Source organism: Pseudoxanthomonas suwonensis J47, from assembly GCF_000513955.1.
GTDB classification, from domain to species: domain Bacteria; phylum Pseudomonadota; class Gammaproteobacteria; order Xanthomonadales; family Xanthomonadaceae; genus Pseudoxanthomonas; species Pseudoxanthomonas suwonensis_C.
On the sequence record NZ_KI911330.1, the window covers coordinates 1 to 16,873 of the forward strand.

General features: G+C 71.4%; 13 protein-coding genes. 9 read left to right on the forward strand and 4 right to left on the reverse strand.

Annotated features, from left to right (window positions below):
• Positions 1 to 227 precede the first annotated feature (227 nt).
• Both M503_RS0113115 and M503_RS0113120 read right to left on the reverse strand, forming a co-directional pair.
• Entirely contained in the window at positions 228 to 1,121 is an 894-nt protein-coding gene (locus M503_RS0113115; RefSeq protein WP_028919760.1) for a PhzF family phenazine biosynthesis protein, read from the reverse strand.
• Positions 1,122 to 1,169: 48 nt separating this feature from the next.
• Positions 1,170 to 2,030 (reverse strand): PhzF family phenazine biosynthesis protein, encoded by an 861-nt coding sequence (locus tag M503_RS0113120; protein ID WP_028919759.1) that lies wholly within the window; start codon positions 2,028 to 2,030, stop codon positions 1,170 to 1,172.
• A 159-nt stretch (positions 2,031 to 2,189) separates the two neighbouring features.
• Between M503_RS0113120 and M503_RS0113125 the strand changes: the two genes are divergently transcribed.
• The 5 genes from M503_RS0113125 (at position 2,190) to M503_RS0113145 (ending at position 8,878) form a co-directional block, all read left to right on the forward strand.
• Positions 2,190 to 4,814, forward strand: coding sequence for a bifunctional aspartate kinase/diaminopimelate decarboxylase (locus tag M503_RS0113125; protein WP_028919758.1), 2,625 nt, complete (start codon positions 2,190 to 2,192; stop codon positions 4,812 to 4,814).
• Positions 4,798 to 5,295: a hypothetical protein gene (locus tag M503_RS0113130; protein ID WP_028928301.1), complete on the forward strand. Its 498-nt coding sequence runs from the start codon at positions 4,798 to 4,800 to the stop codon at positions 5,293 to 5,295. Before M503_RS0113125 ends, M503_RS0113130 begins: the two co-directional genes overlap by 17 nt.
• Positions 5,292 to 6,647: a UDP-N-acetyl-alpha-D-muramoyl-L-alanyl-L-glutamate epimerase gene (gene murL, locus M503_RS0113135; protein WP_028928302.1), complete on the forward strand. Its 1,356-nt coding sequence runs from the start codon at positions 5,292 to 5,294 to the stop codon at positions 6,645 to 6,647. Before M503_RS0113130 ends, murL begins: the two co-directional genes overlap by 4 nt.
• The gene (gene murD / locus M503_RS0113140; protein ID WP_028928303.1) at positions 6,628 to 8,016 is read left to right on the forward strand and encodes a UDP-N-acetylmuramoyl-L-alanine--D-glutamate ligase; all 1,389 of its coding nucleotides are present in this window, start codon (positions 6,628 to 6,630) and stop codon (positions 8,014 to 8,016) included. The genes murL and murD overlap by 20 nt, the downstream gene beginning before the upstream one ends.
• A 64-nt stretch (positions 8,017 to 8,080) precedes the next feature.
• Entirely contained in the window at positions 8,081 to 8,878 is a 798-nt protein-coding gene (locus M503_RS0113145) for a dienelactone hydrolase family protein (RefSeq protein ID WP_028928304.1), read from the forward strand.
• A gap of 22 nt (positions 8,879 to 8,900) precedes the next feature.
• Here the strand turns inward: M503_RS0113145 and M503_RS0113150 are convergent, their stop codons facing one another.
• Complete coding sequence (locus M503_RS0113150; protein WP_037061451.1) at positions 8,901 to 9,908, reverse strand: polyprenyl synthetase family protein; 1,008 nt, start codon at positions 9,906 to 9,908, stop codon at positions 8,901 to 8,903.
• Between the two features lie 148 nt (positions 9,909 to 10,056).
• Between M503_RS0113150 and ssb the strand changes: the two genes are divergently transcribed.
• The 4 genes from ssb to M503_RS0113170 all read left to right on the forward strand — a co-directional run bounded on the left by ssb (position 10,057) and on the right by M503_RS0113170 (position 16,344).
• Positions 10,057 to 10,563: a single-stranded DNA-binding protein gene (gene ssb, locus M503_RS0113155; RefSeq protein WP_024870372.1), complete on the forward strand. Its 507-nt coding sequence runs from the start codon at positions 10,057 to 10,059 to the stop codon at positions 10,561 to 10,563.
• Positions 10,564 to 10,724: 161 nt separating this feature from the next.
• Positions 10,725 to 12,677, forward strand: a complete 1,953-nt coding sequence (locus M503_RS0113160) for an OPT family oligopeptide transporter (protein WP_028928306.1) — start codon at positions 10,725 to 10,727, stop codon at positions 12,675 to 12,677.
• A gap of 169 nt (positions 12,678 to 12,846) precedes the next feature.
• Positions 12,847 to 15,012, forward strand: a complete 2,166-nt coding sequence (locus tag M503_RS0113165; protein ID WP_037061453.1) for an alpha/beta hydrolase family protein — start codon at positions 12,847 to 12,849, stop codon at positions 15,010 to 15,012.
• Between the two features lie 72 nt (positions 15,013 to 15,084).
• Positions 15,085 to 16,344 (forward strand): DUF819 domain-containing protein, encoded by a 1,260-nt coding sequence (locus tag M503_RS0113170; protein ID WP_028928308.1) that lies wholly within the window; start codon positions 15,085 to 15,087, stop codon positions 16,342 to 16,344.
• Positions 16,345 to 16,645: 301 nt separating this feature from the next.
• On the opposite strand, the gene M503_RS17835 is transcribed toward M503_RS0113170, so the two are convergent.
• On the reverse strand, positions 16,646 to 16,873 hold a 228-nt coding region (locus M503_RS17835; RefSeq protein WP_231472377.1), incomplete at its 5' end, for a hypothetical protein.

Genomic DNA, 16,873 nt, shown 5'->3' on the forward strand with positions numbered 1-16,873 from the left:
GCCGGATGTCCCGGGACGCGCTAAAGCAGCGGGGCAAGCCCCGCTCTACGGAGGCGCGGCTTGAGGGTCGATCGAAGCCGCGCCCCGAACCGCGCCCGAAGACGCGGTGTTCCGAGGTGCCGGAAGCACTGCAACCGCCCAATGCCCGGCCGTCCGTAGAGTCGGGCTTGCCCGACTCCCACGCCGGATGTCCCGGGCCGCGCCAAAGCAGCGGGGCAAGCCCCGCTCTACGGGGGCGCGCCTGGGCGCCAGTCGATCGTCCCGCGGACCACGCTGACCACCTGGCCGCCGGACCAGACTTCGCCGTCGGCGTCCACGAGCATGTCCAGGCGCGCGTCGTAGCCGACCTCGCGGCCCTGGCTGACCCGGTAGCGGCCGTCGCGGCCGGGCAGCGCGTCGCGCAGCGCCAGCCAGGCCGCCAGCGTCGCGTTGGCCGCACCCGAGGCCGCGTCCTCGAACATCGCCGGCCCGCCGACGAACGCCCGCGCGGCGACCTGGTAGTCGCGCCCCTCGCATCGCGCGAAGGCCAGCACGCCCATGCTGTCGGTGGCGCGCGCCAGTCCCGCGATCGCCTCCCAGTCCGGCTGCGCATTGCGCAGGCTGGCCTCGTCGCGCGCCTCGGCCACCCACCAGCGGCGCCCGCCATCCATCAGCGCCGGCGGCAGCTCGCCGACCGGCAGCCAGTCCAGCGCCTCCGACATGCGCGAACCGCGCGCGTCGGCGGTCTCGACCAGCTGCGCCCGCGGCGTGCGGATCGCGATGCGCTGGCTGCCCTCGCGGCTTTCCACGCGCAGCGGCAGCAGCCCGGCCACGCCCTCCTGCAGCAGCAGCCCGTCGCGCGGCGCCGCGATCCCCGCTTCCAGCACCGCATGCGCCGTGCCCACGCTGGGATGGCCGGCGAACGGCACCTCACGGCGCGGGCTGAACATGCGGATCCCGTAGCTGGCGTCCTCCCGCGACGGCGGGAACACGAAGGTGGTTTCCGGCAGCCGGGTCCAGCGGGCGATGGCCTGCATCGCCGCCTCGTCCAGGCCGGTCGCATCGAGCACCACAGCCAGCGGATTGCCGGCGCCCGGCCGGTCGGCGAACACGTCCACCTGGACGAAGGGGCGCGGGGCCATGGCGACAGTCCTGCGGGGGGAGGGGAGGCCGAGGTTACCAGCCCCCTGTTACCAGTCCATGGTGCCGCGGATCACCGCCTGCACTTCGCCACCGACCCAGATGCCGCCGTCGGCGTCCACTTCCAGCTGCAGGCGTGCGTCGCGGCCGATCTCGCGGCCCTGCGAGGCGACATAACGGCCGTCGCGGCCGGGCAGCCGGCCTTCGCGGTGCAGGCAGCTGGCGATGATCGCGTTGACGCTGCCGGTGGCCGGATCCTCGGCGATGCCGACGCCCGGGGCGAAGGCGCGCACCACCAGGTCGGCATCGCCGTCGCCGCGGGCGAACACCGCGAGCTTGCCGTTGCCCGGCAGCGCCGCGATCGCCGCCAGGTCCGGGCGCAGCGTGCGCACCCCGGCGGCGTCGGCCAGTTCCAGCAGCCACCAGTCCGGGCCGTTGTTCCACAGCGCCGGCGCCAGTTCGCCGCGGCGCGCGCCCCAGACGCGGTCGCTGAGCAGCCAGTCCGGCGCGGCGGCCGGGCGCGGTTCGGCCCTGGGGCTGCGTACCGCCGGTACCACGCAGCCGTCGCGGCGGCCGATGCGCACCGGCAGCAGGCCGGCGCCGCATTCCTGCACCAGCTGGCCGTCGCGTTCGCGGGCCAGGCCAGCGTCCAGCGCCGCCCAGGCCGCGCCGACGCTGGGATGGCCGGCGAAGGGCAGCTCCATCACCGGGGTGAAGATGCGGATCCGGTAGTCGGCCTCGGCCGTGGTCGGCGGCAGGAAGAAGATGGTTTCGGAAAGGTTGGTCCAGGCGGCGAAGGCGCGCATCCCCGCCTCGTCCATGTCGCGGGCATCGTGGACCACGGCCAGCGGATTGCCGGCACCCGGGCGGGGCGAGAACACGTCGAGCTGGACGAAGCGGCGGGTGGTCATGGGCACGGACCGGGACGGGGGAGGGGCGACAGCTTAGCCGCCACCCGCGAGCGCGCGCCTGATCCCGCCGACATCCCGGCCCGCGCGCCTATCCGGATCGGGGAATGGGCTTAGAATCGGCGGTTCATGCCCGGTGGTCGGGTGGTCCCCAACTCGCACATGTCCGCAGTTCCGCCCGTGCAACACGCCGCCTCCGGTGGCTGGATCGTCCTCAAGTTCGGCGGCACCTCGGTGTCGCGCCGCCACCGCTGGGACACCATCGGCAAACTGGCGCAGCAGCGGGCCGCGCAGACCGGTTCGCGGGTGCTGGTGGTGGTGTCGGCGTTGTCCGGCGTCACCAACGAGCTGTCCGCGATCGCCGATGGCGCCGAGGACGCGGCCGCGCGTGTCGACGCGCTTGAGCAGCGACACCGCGACTTCCTCGCCGACCTGGAGCTGGACTGCGACGCGGTGCTGGGCGAACGCCTGGCCTCGCTGCGCGCATTGCTTTCCGATCCGCGCGCGGCCGGCCGCCCGCTGGACTGGCAGGCCGAGGTCCTGGCCCACGGCGAGCTGCTGTCCTCCACGCTGGGCGCGGCCTACCTGCGCGCGCGCGGCCTGGACATGGGCTGGATGGACGCGCGCGAGTGGCTGGAAGCGCTGCCGGCGCAGCCGAACCAGAGCGACTGGTCGCGGCGCCTGTCGGTGAACTGCCACTGGCAGGCCGATGCCGCCTGGCGCGCGCGCTTCGACGCGCAACCGGCGCGCATGCTGATCACCCAGGGCTTCATCGCCCGCCATCCGGAAGGCGGTACCGCCATCCTCGGCCGGGGCGGTTCGGATACCTCGGCCGCGTATTTCGGCGCGCTGCTGGGCGCCTCGCGGGTGGAGATCTGGACCGACGTGCCGGGCATGTTCAGCGCCAATCCGCGCGAGGTGCCGGACGCGCGCCTGCTCAACCGCCTCGGCTACGCCGAGGCCCAGGAAATCACCACCACCGGCGCCAAGGTGCTGCATCCGCGCTCGATCAAGCCGTGCCGCGACGCCGGCGTGCCGATGGCGATCCTCGATACCGAGCGCCCGGACCTGCCGGGCACCAGTATCGACCGCAGCGCGGCGACCGTGCCGGGAGTGAAGGCGATCAGCCGCCGCAACGGCGTGGTGCTGGTGTCGGTCGAGGACATCGGCATGTGGCAGCAGGTCGGCTACCTGGCCGAGGTGTTCGCGCTGTTCCGCAAGCACGGCCTGTCGGTCGACATGATCGGTACTTCGCAGACCAACGTCACCGTGTCGCTGGATCCGAGCGAGAACCTGCTCAGCCAGAACGTGCTGTCGGCGCTGGCCGAGGACCTGGAGAAGATCGGGCGGGTCAAGGTGATCGTGCCCTGCGCGGCGATCACCCTGGTCGGCCGCGGCATGCGCTCGCTGCTGCACAGGCTGTCGGACGTGTTCTCGTCGTTCGGCCACGAGCGCGTGCACATGATCTCGCAGTCGTCCAACGACCTGAACCTGACCTTCGTGATCGACGAGGCCGACGCCGACGGCCTGCTGCCGGAACTGCACGCGGCCCTGATCGACAGCGGCGCGATGCCGGTGCTGGAGCAGGAGGTGTTCGGCCCGCGCTGGCGCGAGCTCAACGGCGCGGTGCGTCCGCGCCCGGTGCCGTGGTGGCGCGGCGAGCGCAGCCGCCTGCTGCAGCTGGCCGCTGCCGGCACGCCGCGCTACGTCTACCACCTGCCGACCCTGCGCGAGCGCGCCCGCGCGCTGAAGGCGGTCGCGGCGGTGGAACGCCGCTACTACGCGATCAAGGCCAATCCGCACCCGGCGATCCTGCGCACCCTGGTCGAGGAAGGTTTCGGCCTGGAGTGCGTCTCGCTGGGCGAGCTGCGCCACGTGTTCCAGGTGCTGCCGGAGCTGGACCCGGCGCGGGTGCTGTTCACCCCCAGCTTCGCCCCGGTGCACGAGTACGAGCAGGCCTTCGCCCTGGGCGTCACCGTCACCCTCGACAACGTCGAGGCGCTGCGGCGCTGGCCGGAGGTGTTCCGCGGCCGCCGCATCTGGCTGCGCATCGACCTGGGCCATGGCGACGGCCACCACCAGAAGGTCAACACCGGCGGCAAGGATTCCAAGTTCGGCCTGTCGGCGCAGCGCGTGGACGAGTTCGTCGACGCCGCGCGCGCGCTGGGCATCGCCATCACCGGCCTGCACGCCCACCTGGGCAGCGGCGTGGAGAACATGGGCCACTGGCGGCAGATGTGCGACGAGCTGGCCGGCTTCGCCCGCCGCATCGGCACCGTGGCCACGCTCGACATCGGCGGCGGCCTGCCGATCCCGTACAGCGCCGACGACGAACCGTTCGACGTGGACGCCTGGGCCGCCGGCCTGGCCGAGGTCCGCGCGGTGCATCCGGCCTTCGGCCTGGTGATCGAGCCCGGCCGCTACCTGGTCGCCGAGTGCGGCGTGCTGCTGGCCCGGGTCACCAACGTGGTCGAGAAGGACGGCGTGACCCGCGTCGGCCTCGACGCGGGCATGCATACCCTGCTGCGCCCGGCGCTGTACGACGCCTGGCACGACGTGGAGAACCTGCTGCGCCTGGAGGAGCCGGCCGACGGCGTGTTCGACGTGGTCGGCCCGGTGTGCGAATCCAGCGACGTGTTCGGCCGCCGCCGGCGCCTGCCGCTGGCCACCGCGCCGGGCGACGTGATGCTGGTTGCCGATGCCGGCGCCTACGGCCATGCGATGGCCAGCCACTACAACCTGCGCGGGCTGCCGGCCGAGGACGTGATCGATGGGTCCGAGGGCTGAGTTCATCCTGTCGGCGACGCTGTCCGGCGCGGTCGTGGCCCTGCTGGGCTATGCCGTCGCCTCGTGGATGGTGTTCGAGCAGACCCCGGCGGAGATCGCCGGCAACGGCGCGCGCTGGTGCCCGAGCGGCGCGCTGGCGGCGCTGCCGGCGGCGTGGCTGGTGAGCGCCTGGCAGGCGCGCGCCGAACGCGCCGGGCGCCGCTGGAGCGCGCGCGGCATGGCCCTGCGCGGCACCGGCCTGGCGCTGCTGCTGTATCCGCTCGCCGTCGTGGCCTGGGTGCTCGCCACCGGCGCGGTCGACCAGCAGCTGGCCAGCGGCGGCGTGCCGCTGCGCGAGCTGGCGCCGTGGCTGCCTTCGATCGTGTTCGGCGCTACCCTCGCGGCCCTGCTCGTCGGCACCTGGCCCGCGTTCTTCTCCGCTTTCGTGCTGTGCCGGCGCTACCTGCGCCGCCGCGGCGGTTCCACCACGGATATTGCATGACCACTTTCGACCGCGACGCCATCCAGGTTTTCCGCTTCGTCCGCTGCGGCTTCAGCGCCGCCACCGGCGTGGCCGAGCTGGCCTACGCCTTCGACGACGGCCCGGAACTGGTCGAGACCGTCACCATCCCCGGCGCGCCGTTCGAACTGGACGCGCCGCGCGCCGCCGCGGTGGAGCAGGCCGTGCGCCTGCTGCACCTGGTCGCCGGCGTCAGTTACTACAAGGCCGCGGTGCCGCGCGAAATCCGCATCGACGGCTACGCGATCGACGCGGCCACCGCCGCCCTGATGGAGCAGGTCTACCTCAACGGCCTGGGCGAATTCGCCTACCGCAACGGCCTGGACCTGCGCGACCGGATCCGCTTCCCGGTGGCCGCCGACCCCGCCGCCACGGCACCGGCGCTGGCCCTGGCGTCGCGCGCGCTGGTCGCCATCGGCGGCGGCAAGGACTCGCTGGTCAGCATCGAAACGCTGCGCGCCGCCGGCGTGGAGCAGACCGTGGCCTGGATCGGCGGTTCGCAGCTGATCCGTACCTGCGCCGAGCGCACCGGTTTGCCGACGCTCAACATCGGCCGCGCGCTGGCGCCGCAGCTGTTCGAGATCAACCGCCAGGGTGCGTACAACGGCCATATCCCGGTGACCGCGGTGAACTCGGCGATCCTGGTGCTGGCGGCGCTGCTCACCGGCCATGGCCAGGTGGTGTTCTCCAACGAGCGCTCGGCCAGCTACGGCAGCCTGATCCCGGGCACCGGCGAAGTGAACCACCAGTGGTCCAAGGGCTGGGCCTTCGAGCAGGCCTTCGGCGAGCACGTGGAGCGCACGGTCGCCGCCGACCTTCGCTACTACTCGCTGCTGCGGCCGATTTCGGAGCTGGCGGTAGCGCGGCAGTTCGCGAAGAACGACCACTACGACGCGCACTTCTCCAGCTGCAACCGCAACTTCCACATCCTCGGCGAGAAGCCGGCGCAGCGTTGGTGCGGGCTGTGCCCGAAGTGCCACTTCGTGTTCCTGGCCCTGGCCCCGTTCATGCCCAAGCCGCGGCTGGTACGGATCTTCGGCCGCAACCTGCTCGACGATGCGGCGCTGGGGCCGGGCTTCGACGCGCTGCTGGAATACCAGGACCACAAGCCGTTCGAGTGCGTGGGCGAGGGCCGCGAGTCGCGTGCGGCGATGGCCGCGCTGGCCGCGCGCGCGGAATGGCGCGCCGACGCGCTGGTGTCGCGCTTCGCCCGCGAGATCCAGCCGCAGCTGGATGCCGCGGAACTGGCGATCGGGCCCCTGCTGGAAGTTGGTGGTGAGCATCGCGTGCCGGCGGCCGTGTGGGAGCGGGTGCGTGCAGATTTCGCAGCTTGAGGGCCGGCGCGTTGCGCTGTGGGGCTGGGGCCGCGAAGGCCAGGCCGCGTGGCGCGCGATCCGCGCGCGCCTGCCAGCGCTGCCGCTGACCCTGTTCTGCAACGCCGAAGAAGCCACGCGCGTGGCCGCGCTGGGCGATCCGCTGCTGGCGACCCGTGGCCAGCCCGATGCCGAAGCGCTGTCGGCCTTCGACGTGGTGGTGAAGTCGCCCGGGATCAGCCCGTACAAGCCCGAGGCGCAGGCCGCGGCCGCGCGCGGGACCCGCTTCGTCGGCGGCACCACGTTGTGGTTCGGCGAGCACGCCGGTGCGCGCACGCTGTGCGTCACCGGCACCAAGGGCAAGAGCACGACCACCTCGCTGCTGGCGCACCTGCTGCGCGCCGGCGGCCACCGCACCGCGCTGGCCGGCAACATCGGCCTGCCGCTGCTGGAAGTGCTGGATCCGCAACCGGCGCCGGAGTTCTGGGCGATCGAACTGTCCAGCTACCAGACCGGCGACGTCGCCCGCAGCGGCGCGCGTCCTGAAGTGGCGGTGGTGCTCAACCTGTTCCCGGAGCACCTGGACTGGCACGGCAGCGAGGAGCGCTACATCGAGGACAAGCTGCGCCTAGTCACCGAAGCGCGACCGCGCACCGCGGTGCTCAACGCTGCCGATCCGCGCCTGGCCGCGCTGGATCTGCCCGACAGCCGCATCGTCTGGTTCAACCGCGAGGACGGCTGGCACCTGCGCGGCGACGCGCTGTACCGCGGCGACGACTTCGTCTTCGACACCAGCGCCGTGCCGCTGCCCGGACGCCACAACCGCGGCAACCTGTGCGCGGTGCTGGCGGCGATTGAAGCGACCGGCCTGGATGCCGCGCCGCTGGCGCCGGCGGCGCTCGACTTCCGCCCGCTGCCGCACCGCCTGCAATGGCTGGGCGAGCGCGACGGCATCGGCTACGTCAACGATTCGATCAGCACCACCCCGCACGCCAGCCTGGCGGCGCTGGACTGCCACCGTGGCCGCCGCGTGGCGATCCTGCTGGGTGGGCACGACCGCGGCCTGGACTGGTCCGGCTTCGCCGCGCACCTGGCCGGCGACGCGCCGGCGGCGGTGGTGACGATGGGCGGCAACGGCCCGCGCATCCACGCGCTGCTGCAGCCGCTGGCCGATGCGGGGCGCTTCACCCTGGAAGCCGCCGCCGACCTGGCCGACGCAGTGGCGCGCGCGCGGCGCCTGCTTGGCGGCGAAGGCGTGGTCCTGCTGTCGCCGGGCGCGCCCAGCTTCGGCGCCTATCGCGACTACACCGAGCGTGGCCGGCACTTCGCCGCGCTGGCCGGCTTCGATCCGGGCGCGATCAGCGCCATCCCGGGCCTGGGCGTGGCCTGAGCGCCACGCCGCGGCGATCCCGCCCGCGCGTACACTCGGGCCTCCCGACACCGGAGGCTTGGCCATGCGTGGTCCGCTGATCGCCTGTGCAGTGCTGCTGTCGATGGCTTTCGTCGAGCCGCTTGCGGCGAAGCCGCGGGCCGAGCCGGTGGAATGGACGATCGGCCAGGACCGCTACCGCGGCGTGCTGGTCTACGACGACGAAGGCGATGCGCGCCGGCCCGGCCTGGTGATGGTGCCGAACTGGATGGGCGTGACCGACGATGCGGTCGCCACCGCGAGAAGGATCGCCGGCGACGGTTACGTGGTGCTCGTGGCCGATGTGTATGGCGCGGGCGTGCGGCCGAAGGACAGCCGGGAAGCCGGCGCGATCGCCGGTGCGCTGCGCAACGACCGGCCGCTGCTGCGCGAACGTTCGCTGCAGGCGGTGGAAGCGCTGAAGGCGCAGGCGGGCAGGGCGCCGCTGGATGCCTCGCGCATCGGCGCGGTGGGCTTCTGTTTCGGCGGCACCGCGGTGCTGGAGCTGGCGCGCGCGGGCGCGCCGCTGGCCGGCGTGGCCAGCCTGCACGGCAACCTGTCCACGCCGCTGCCGGCCGCAGCAGGCGCGGTGAAGGCGCCGGTGCTGGTGCTCAACGGCGCGGCCGACCGCAGGGTGAGCCGCGAGGACGTGGCCGCGTTCGGAAAGGAGATGGACGCGGCCGGCGCCGACTGGCAGTTCGTCGACTTCGGTGGCGCGGTGCATTGCTTCGCCGAGCCTTCCGCGGGCAACGACCCGGCCAGCAACTGCCGCTACGACGAGCGCGCCGCGCGGCGCGCCTACCGGATGCTCGATGACTTCTTCGGGGAACAGTTCGGCGGCTGAGCGTGCGCCCCGCCGCCGGAACTCAGTGCGTGCGCTCGACCGCGTAGCGGGCCAGCCCGCGCAGCGCGGCCAGCGCCGGGGTTTCCGGCAGGCCGTGCAGGGCGGCCTCGGCGTCGGCGGCGTAGTCCATCGCGCGCTGGCGGCTGTATTCCAGGCTGCCGCTGGCGTGGATCGCGGCCAGCACTTCCGGCATCGCGGTGCTGTCGCCGTCCTGCACGATCGCGCGCAGGCGCTCGCGCACGTCCGGCGCGGAGCGGTCCATGGCGTGGATCAGCGGCAGGGTGGCCTTGCCCTCGGCCAGGTCGTCGCCGAGGTTCTTGCCCATGGTCGCCGCGTCGGCGGTGTAGTCGAGCACGTCGTCGGCGATCTGGAAGGCGTAGCCCAGGGCCATGCCGTAGTCGTACAGCGCCTGCTGGGTGGCCTCGTCGGCGCCGGAGGCCAGCGCGCCCAGGCGGGTGCCGGCGGCGAACAGCACCGCGGTCTTGCGCTCGATCACGCGCAGGTAGGCGGCCTCGTCGGTATCCGGGTTGCGCACGTGCAGCAGCTGCAGCACCTCGCCCTCGGCGATGCGGTTGGTGGTGTCGGCCAGCACCTGCATCACCTCCATGCGGTCCAGCTCGACCATCAGCTGGAAGCTGCGCGAGTACAGGAAGTCGCCGACCAGCACGCTGGCGGCGTTGCCCCAGATCGCGTTGGCGGTGCTGCGGCCGCGGCGCAGGTCGGATTCGTCGACCACGTCGTCGTGGAGCAGGGTGGAGGTGTGGATGAACTCGATGATCGCCGCCAGCTGGTGGTGGTCGGCGGTGGTGCCAAGGTTGCCCGCGGTGGCCTGCCCGGCCAGGACCACCAGCATCGGGCGCAGGCGCTTGCCGCCGGCGGAGACGATGTGCTCGGCGATCTGGTTGATCAGGACCACGTCCGAGGCCAGGCGGATGCGGATCAGCGTATCGACGGCAGCCATGTCGGCGGCGGCCAGGGCCTGGATCGCGGGAAGGCCGGCATGGGTGGGGGGGATGGGGAGGTCTGCCATGCGGGTTGCCTGGGAAAGTGCCTGAATTATAAAGGCCCGATCAGGGAAACCCTACCCTTCGACGGGGAGTTCAGCGCTGGCGCGGAGGGCGCCGGTATACTGCAATGCCTTTCCCGCCCGGTCGGGCGCGCAACGGAAATCCAAGACTATGGCGCGTGGCATCAACAAGGTGATCCTCGTCGGCAACCTCGGCGACGATCCCGAAACCAAGTACACCCAGTCCGGCATGGCCGTGACCACCATCCGCCTCGCCACCACCAGCGTGCGCAAGGACCGCGATGGCAACCAGCAGGAACGCACCGAGTGGCACCGGGTGAAGTTCTTCGGCAAGCTCGGCGAGATCGCCGGCGAGTACCTGCGCAAGGGCTCGCAGTGCTATGTCGAAGGCTCCATCCGCTACGACAAGTTCACCGGCCAGGACGGCCAGGACCGCTACATCACCGAGATCGTCGCCGACGAGATGCAGATGCTCGGCGGCCGTAGCGGCGGCGGTGGCGAGGGCGGCTTCGCCGACCGCGGCGAGCGTCCGCAGCGCAGCGCGCCGCCGCGCCGCGAGTACGGCGGCCAGCAGCGCAGCGCCCCGGCGGCGGCCGCGCCTGCCGCGCCGGCGGCCGGCGGCTTCGACGACTTCGCCGACGACGACATCCCGTTCTGATCCGGACGGTGCGCGGGCCCGGCCCGCGCACCGCGTCCGCGCCTGCCGTCCTCCCTGGTCCCGGGACCGGACCGGAGGGCGGTGCAGGCCGCGCGGGGCTGGACTTGCCCGCTCCCGCCCGATAGCGTGTCCGCCCTTACGTATCCGGGGACACGAGAGACATGGCCAGCCCAAGCGCGACGCCGCAGCTCACCTTCCGTGCGGTCGTCCTGGCCGTCGTCCTGGCCGTCATCCTGTCGGCCGCCAATGCCTACCTGGGCCTGTTCGCGGGCCTGACCGTGGCCACCGCCATCCCGGCGGCCGTGGTCTCCATGGGCGTGCTGCGCCTGCTCGGCGGCGGCACGATCCTGGAGAACAACATCGTCCAGACCGGCGCCTCGGCCGGCTCCTCGATCGCCGCCGGCGTGATCTTCACGATCCCGGCGCTGGTCCTGATGGGCTACTGGCCGGACTTCGACTACTGGTGGGTGCTGGGCATCGCCGGCCTCGGCGGCCTGCTCGGCGTGCTGTTCTCGGTGCCGCTGCGGCGGACGATGATCGTCGAGGAGCCGCTGCCGTTCCCCGAGGGCAAGGCCGCGGCCGAAGTGCTCAAGGCCGGCGAGAACCCCGGCCCGGGCCTGAAGATCCTGGGCATCTCCGCCGCGATCGGCGGCGTGGTGAAGCTGGCCGCGGCCAACGGCCTGCGCCTGATCCCGGACAGCTGGGCGGTGGCCGGCTACTTCGCCAACAACAAGGTGATCGGCTACCTCGGCACCGGCCTGTCGCCGGCGCTGCTGGGCGTGGGTTATATCGTGGGCCTCAACGTCGGCATCGTGGTCCTGTCCGGCGCGATCCTGTCCTGGCACATCGCCATCCCGCTGTACCACGCCTTCTTCCTCGACAGCGACCCGGCCCTGGCCAGCGCAATTGCAGGTGCGCCGGCCGAGGACGCGGCTTTCGCCATCTGGTCGGCCAAGATCCGCTTCCTGGGCGTGGGCGCGATGCTGGTCGGCGGTGTGTGGACGCTGTTCTCGCTGCGCAACTCGCTGCTGGCCGGCATCAGGAGCGGCTTCGCCGCCGCGCGCAAGGGCGCGATGCACGGCGCGGCCATCGCCGAGACCGACCGCGACCTGCCGATGAAGTGGATGCTGGTGGCGCTGGTGGCCTTCGTGGTGCCGCTGTGGCTGCTGTACCACGCCATCGTCGGCTTCTGGATCGCCAGCTTCGCCATGACCCTGATCATGATCGTGGCCGGCTTCCTGTTCGTCTCGGTGTCCGGCTACCTGGCCGGCCTGGTCGGTTCGTCCAACAACCCGGTGTCGGGCATCACCATCGCCACCATCCTGTTCGCCTCGGTGGTGCTGCTGGTGCTGCTGGGCACCGACGGCCAGAGCCAGGTCGGCGGCGCACCGCTGGGCGCGGTGGCCGCGATCATGATCGGCGCGGTGGTGTGCTGCGCCGCGGCGGTGGGCGGCGACAACCTGCAGGACCTCAAGACCGGCTACCTGGTCGGCGCCACCCCGTGGAAGCAGCAGCTGATGCTGGGCATCGGTGCGTTCTCCTGCGCGCTGATCATGGCCCCGGTGCTGAACCTGCTGCAGGAGGCCTACGGCATCGGCTCCAAGACCCTGCCGGCGCCGCAGGCCAACCTGATGGCCTCCGTCGCCAAGGGGCTGTTCGGTGGCGAGCTGCCGTGGACCATGATCGCCATCGGCGGCGTGGTCGGTGCGCTGACCATCGCCCTGGACGGCTGGCTGAAGGCGCGCGGTTCGCGCTTCCGGGTGCCGGTGCTGGCCGCGGCCATCGGCATCTACCTGCCGCTGGAGCTGATGGTGCCGATCTTCCTCGGCGGCCTGCTGGCGCACATGGTGCAGCGCTTCCACAAGGTCTCCGACGACGACGAGGCCGGCCTGGACCGCGTGCACCGTCCCGGCGTGCTGTTCTCCGCCGGCCTGATCACCGGCGAGGCGCTGATGGGCATCGCCATCGCGATTCCGATCGTGGTCGCGCGCGACGCCGAGGTGCTGGCCCTGCCGGTGAGCCTGGGCGAGGCGGCGCAGTGGGTCGGCCTGGCCGTGCTGTTCCTGGTCGGCTGGCTGCTGTACCGCACCGGCAAGCGCGCCGAGGCGGCGTAAGCCCGTCCCGCCGTCACCACGCGCGGCCCCCCCAGGCCGCGCAGTCGGCAGGGGGGGCTGCGCCGGGCCGTGAAGACCGCCCGGCGGCACCTGCTTGCATGACCTTCCGCCTTTGCACCGCGCGCCGGCCTGCGCCTACCATCCGGGGTTTGCCCTGCTGGAGCCCCGGATGAAACCCGCCCTGAAACCGTCCCTGATCCTGCCGCTCGCCCTGGCCGTCGCGCTGGGTGCCGCCTGGGCCAGTCCGGCCGAGGCCGCCCGCGGTTTCGACGTCCGCGACCTGCACGCCCTGGACCGCGTGTCCTCGCCGGTGCTCTCGCCGGACGGCGCCTTCGTCGTGTTCGCCAAGCGCGAGATGAGCGGGGCCAAGGGCGACGATCCGGGCAAGGCCTCGACCTCGCTGTGGATCCGCGACCTGCGCACGCGCGACCTGGCCCCGGCCAAGCGCCTGACCCCGGTGGGCTGGAACGTCAATTCGCCGGCCTTCTCCGCCGACGGCAAGTGGCTGTACTTCCTCAGCGCGCAGTCCGGCACCCAGCAGGTCTACGTGATGCCGGCCACCGGCGGTACGCCGAGCCAGGCCACCCACTATCCGCTGGACGTCGGCAGCTTCAAGGTTTCGCCGGACGGCCGCCGCCTGGCGATCAGCATGGAAGTGTTCCCCGACTGCGGCGCGGACATCGACTGCACGGTCAAGCGCCTGGAAGAGCGCAAGGCGTCCAGGGCCACCGGCGTGGTCTACGACCAGCTGTTCGTGCGCCATTGGGACACCTGGGAGGACGGCCGCCACAACCGCCTGTTCGTGACCTCGCCCGGCACCGGCAAGAGCAGGCCGACGACCTTCCTGGTCGACTCCTCGACCCAGTCCTCAGGCGTGGGCAACGTGCCGTCCAAGCCGTTCGGCGGCAACGACGAATACACCTGGTCGCCGGACGGCGAGTCGATCGTGTTCGCCATGCGTCGCGCCGACCGCCAGGAAGCCTGGTCGACCGACTTCGACCTGTACCGCTACCGTGCCGGCCAGCCGCTGGAGCACCTGACCCTCGACGACCGCACCGGGGCCAACGCGCCGTCGCCGGGTCCGACCGGCCAGAACCGCGCCTGGGACACCGGCCCGGTGTTCAGCGCCGACGGCAGCAAGCTGTATTACCGCGCGATGAAGCGTCCGGGCTTCGAGGCGGACCGCTTCGCGCTGATGGAGCGCGACGTTGCCACCGGCGCCACCCGCGAGATCGCCCCGGACTGGGACCGCAGCGCGGACGGCATCGTCCTGTCCGCCGATGGCCGCACCATCTACACCACCGCGCAGGACATGGGTGAGCACCCGCTGTTCGCGGTGGACATCGCCAGCGGCAAGGTGGAGAAGGTCGTGGGCGGCGGCAGCATCTCGTCCTTCGACATCGCCGGCGACACCCTGGTGTTCACCCGCAACTCGCTGCAGAGCGGCGACCAGGTGTTCGTGACCTCGCTGTCCAACCCGCAGGCCGAGCGCGCGATCACGCCGAGCGCGTCGCAGGTGCTGCCGGACGTGGCCTTCGGCGACTACGAGCAGTTCTCCTTCCCCGGCTGGAACGGCGAGACCGTGCACGGCTACGTGGTCAAGCCGTGGAACTACGAGGAAGGCAAGCGCTACCCGGTGGCGTTCCTGATCCACGGCGGCCCGCAGGGCAGCTTCGGCAACGGCTGGAGCTACCGCTGGAACCCTCAGACCTACGCGGGCCAGGGCTACGCGGTGGTGATGATCGACTTCCACGGCTCCACCGGCTACGGCCAGGCCTTCACCGACTCGATCAGCGGCGACTGGGGCGGCAAGCCGCTGGAGGACCTGCAGAAGGGCTGGGCCGCGGCACAGCAGAAGTACCCGTTCCTGGACGGCGACAAGGCCTGTGCGCTGGGCGCCAGCTACGGCGGCTACATGATCAACTGGATCGCGGGGAACTGGTTTGATGAAGCCGGTCGCTCGCCGTGGAAGTGCCTGGTCAACCACGACGGCGTGTTCGACACCCGCGCGATGGGCTACGTGACCGAGGAGCTGTGGTTCACCGAGTGGGAGAACCAGGGCACGCCGTTCGACAAGCCGGAGAACTTCGAGAAGTTCAACCCGGTGAACCACGTCGCCAAGTGGCGCGTGCCGATGCTGGTGGTGCAGGGCGAGAAGGACTACCGCGTGCCGGTGGACCAGGGCCTGTCGACCTTCACCGCGCTGCAGCGCAAGGGCATCGAGTCGAAGCTGCTGTACTTCCCGGACGAGAACCACTGGGTGCTCAAGCCGGCCAACAGCGTGCTCTGGCACGATACGGTCAACGACTGGCTGAAGAAGCACATCGGCCAGTAAGCTCCAGCCCCGGTGGCCGGCGCGAAGCCGGCCACCGCGTTTTCCGCCCGTACGAAGAGAGGAACATCGCCGATGGCGATCGAAGCCCCTGAACCGACCGCCGCCCTGATCCAGAACGACATCGTCGTGTTCGGCCTGATCGCCGCCACGCTGGGCCTGATCTTCTGGCTCTCCAGCGGCCCCACCCCGTTCTGGAAGAAGTTCTTTTCGTGGGTGCCGGCGCTGCTGCTGTGCTACTTCGTGCCGGCCCTCTACAACACCTTCGGCCTGATCGACGGCACTCAGGGCGCGGTCTACAACCCGATCGGCAGCCGCGTGCTGCTGCCGGTGGCGCTGGTCCTGCTGACCATGACCATCGACCTGAAGGGCGTGCTGAAGCTGGGCCCGCGGCTGCTGTTCGTGTTCTGCGCCGGCACCTTCGGCATCTTCCTGGGCGCGATCGTGGCCTTCCAGCTGTTCGAGTGGATCAAGCCGGACGTGGTCGCCGGGGACGTGTGGAAGGGCATGGCGGCGCTGGCCGGCAGCTGGATCGGCGGCGGCGCCAACATGGTGGCGATCCGCGAGGTGTACGAAGTCGACGCGACCCTGTTCGGCCAGTTCGCGGTGGTCGACGTCGCGATCGCCAACAGCTGGATGGCGATCCTGCTGTTCCTGGCGGGGCGCGCGGCGACCATCGACGCACGCAGCGGTGCCGACACCCGCGCCATCGACGAGATGAAGGCCCGCCTGGAGGCCTACGAGGCGGCCAACGCGCGCATCCCGACCCTGACCGACCTGATGGTGATCCTGGGCATCGGTTTCGGCATCGTGGGGGCAGCGCATGCGGTGGCTTCGCCGCTGGCCGCCTGGTTCGGCGCGCATGTGCCGCACGCCTCGCGCTTCAGCCTGGACTCCAGCTTCGTCTGGGTGGTGGTGGGCTCGACCATCGCCGGCCTGCTGCTGAGCTTCTCGCCGCTGCGCCGGCTGGAGAACGCCGGCATGGCCAAGATCGGCAGTGCCTGCCTGTACTTCCTGATCGCCAGCATCGGCATGCAGATGGACTTCATGGAGCTGGCCGGCCGTCCGTGGCTGCTGGCGCTGGGCGTGGTGTGGATGCTGGTCCACATCCTGGTGCTGTGGGGCGCGGCGCGGATGGTGCGCGCGCCGCTGTTCTATTTCGCGATCGGCTCGCAGGGCAACATCGGCGCCGCTGCGTCGGCCCCGGTGGTGGCCGCGGCCTTCCACCCGACGCTGGCGCCGGTGGGCGTGCTGCTGGGCACGATCGGCTACGCCACCGGTACGGTGATCGCGTACTGGCTGGGGCAGATCCTGCGGGTGATGGCGGGGCAGTAGGCCGCCAGCCCGGCAACAGAAGAAAGGCGAAGCCAAGGCTTCGCCTTTTCCATTTCTGCGCATCTCAAGTCCCTCTCCCCCCGGAGAGGGGAGCAAGCAAGGCGCCGTTGCTGTTGGCATTGCTGTTGCTCTGGTTTTTCCCTCCCGTTGGAGCGAACCGAGCATCGCAGCGGCGATGGGGGCGAAGAGGCCCATCTGTCTGAGCGAAGCGAGTTATGGGCCGTCCCCCATCGACGCGAGAAGCGCAGGGGACCGGCCGGCGCAGCCGGCCGGTTCGCGACCGGGGCTGCTTTCTTTTTGGTTACTTTTGATCAGCCATTCGGCTGCTGAGAAGCACTTCTTTGCAGAAGCAAAGAAAAAGTAACTCGCCCAAGCGGCGAAGCCGCTGGCGAAACATGTTTTGACTTTGCCATTGGCTGTGCTCTGCTTCGATACAGAGCGAAGAGGTATGGCAGGTTTCCTGCCCCCCACCCTGTAGCCCGGGTAAGCGAAGCGCACGCGGGGTATGGATGGCCGGGTCCATCCAGGG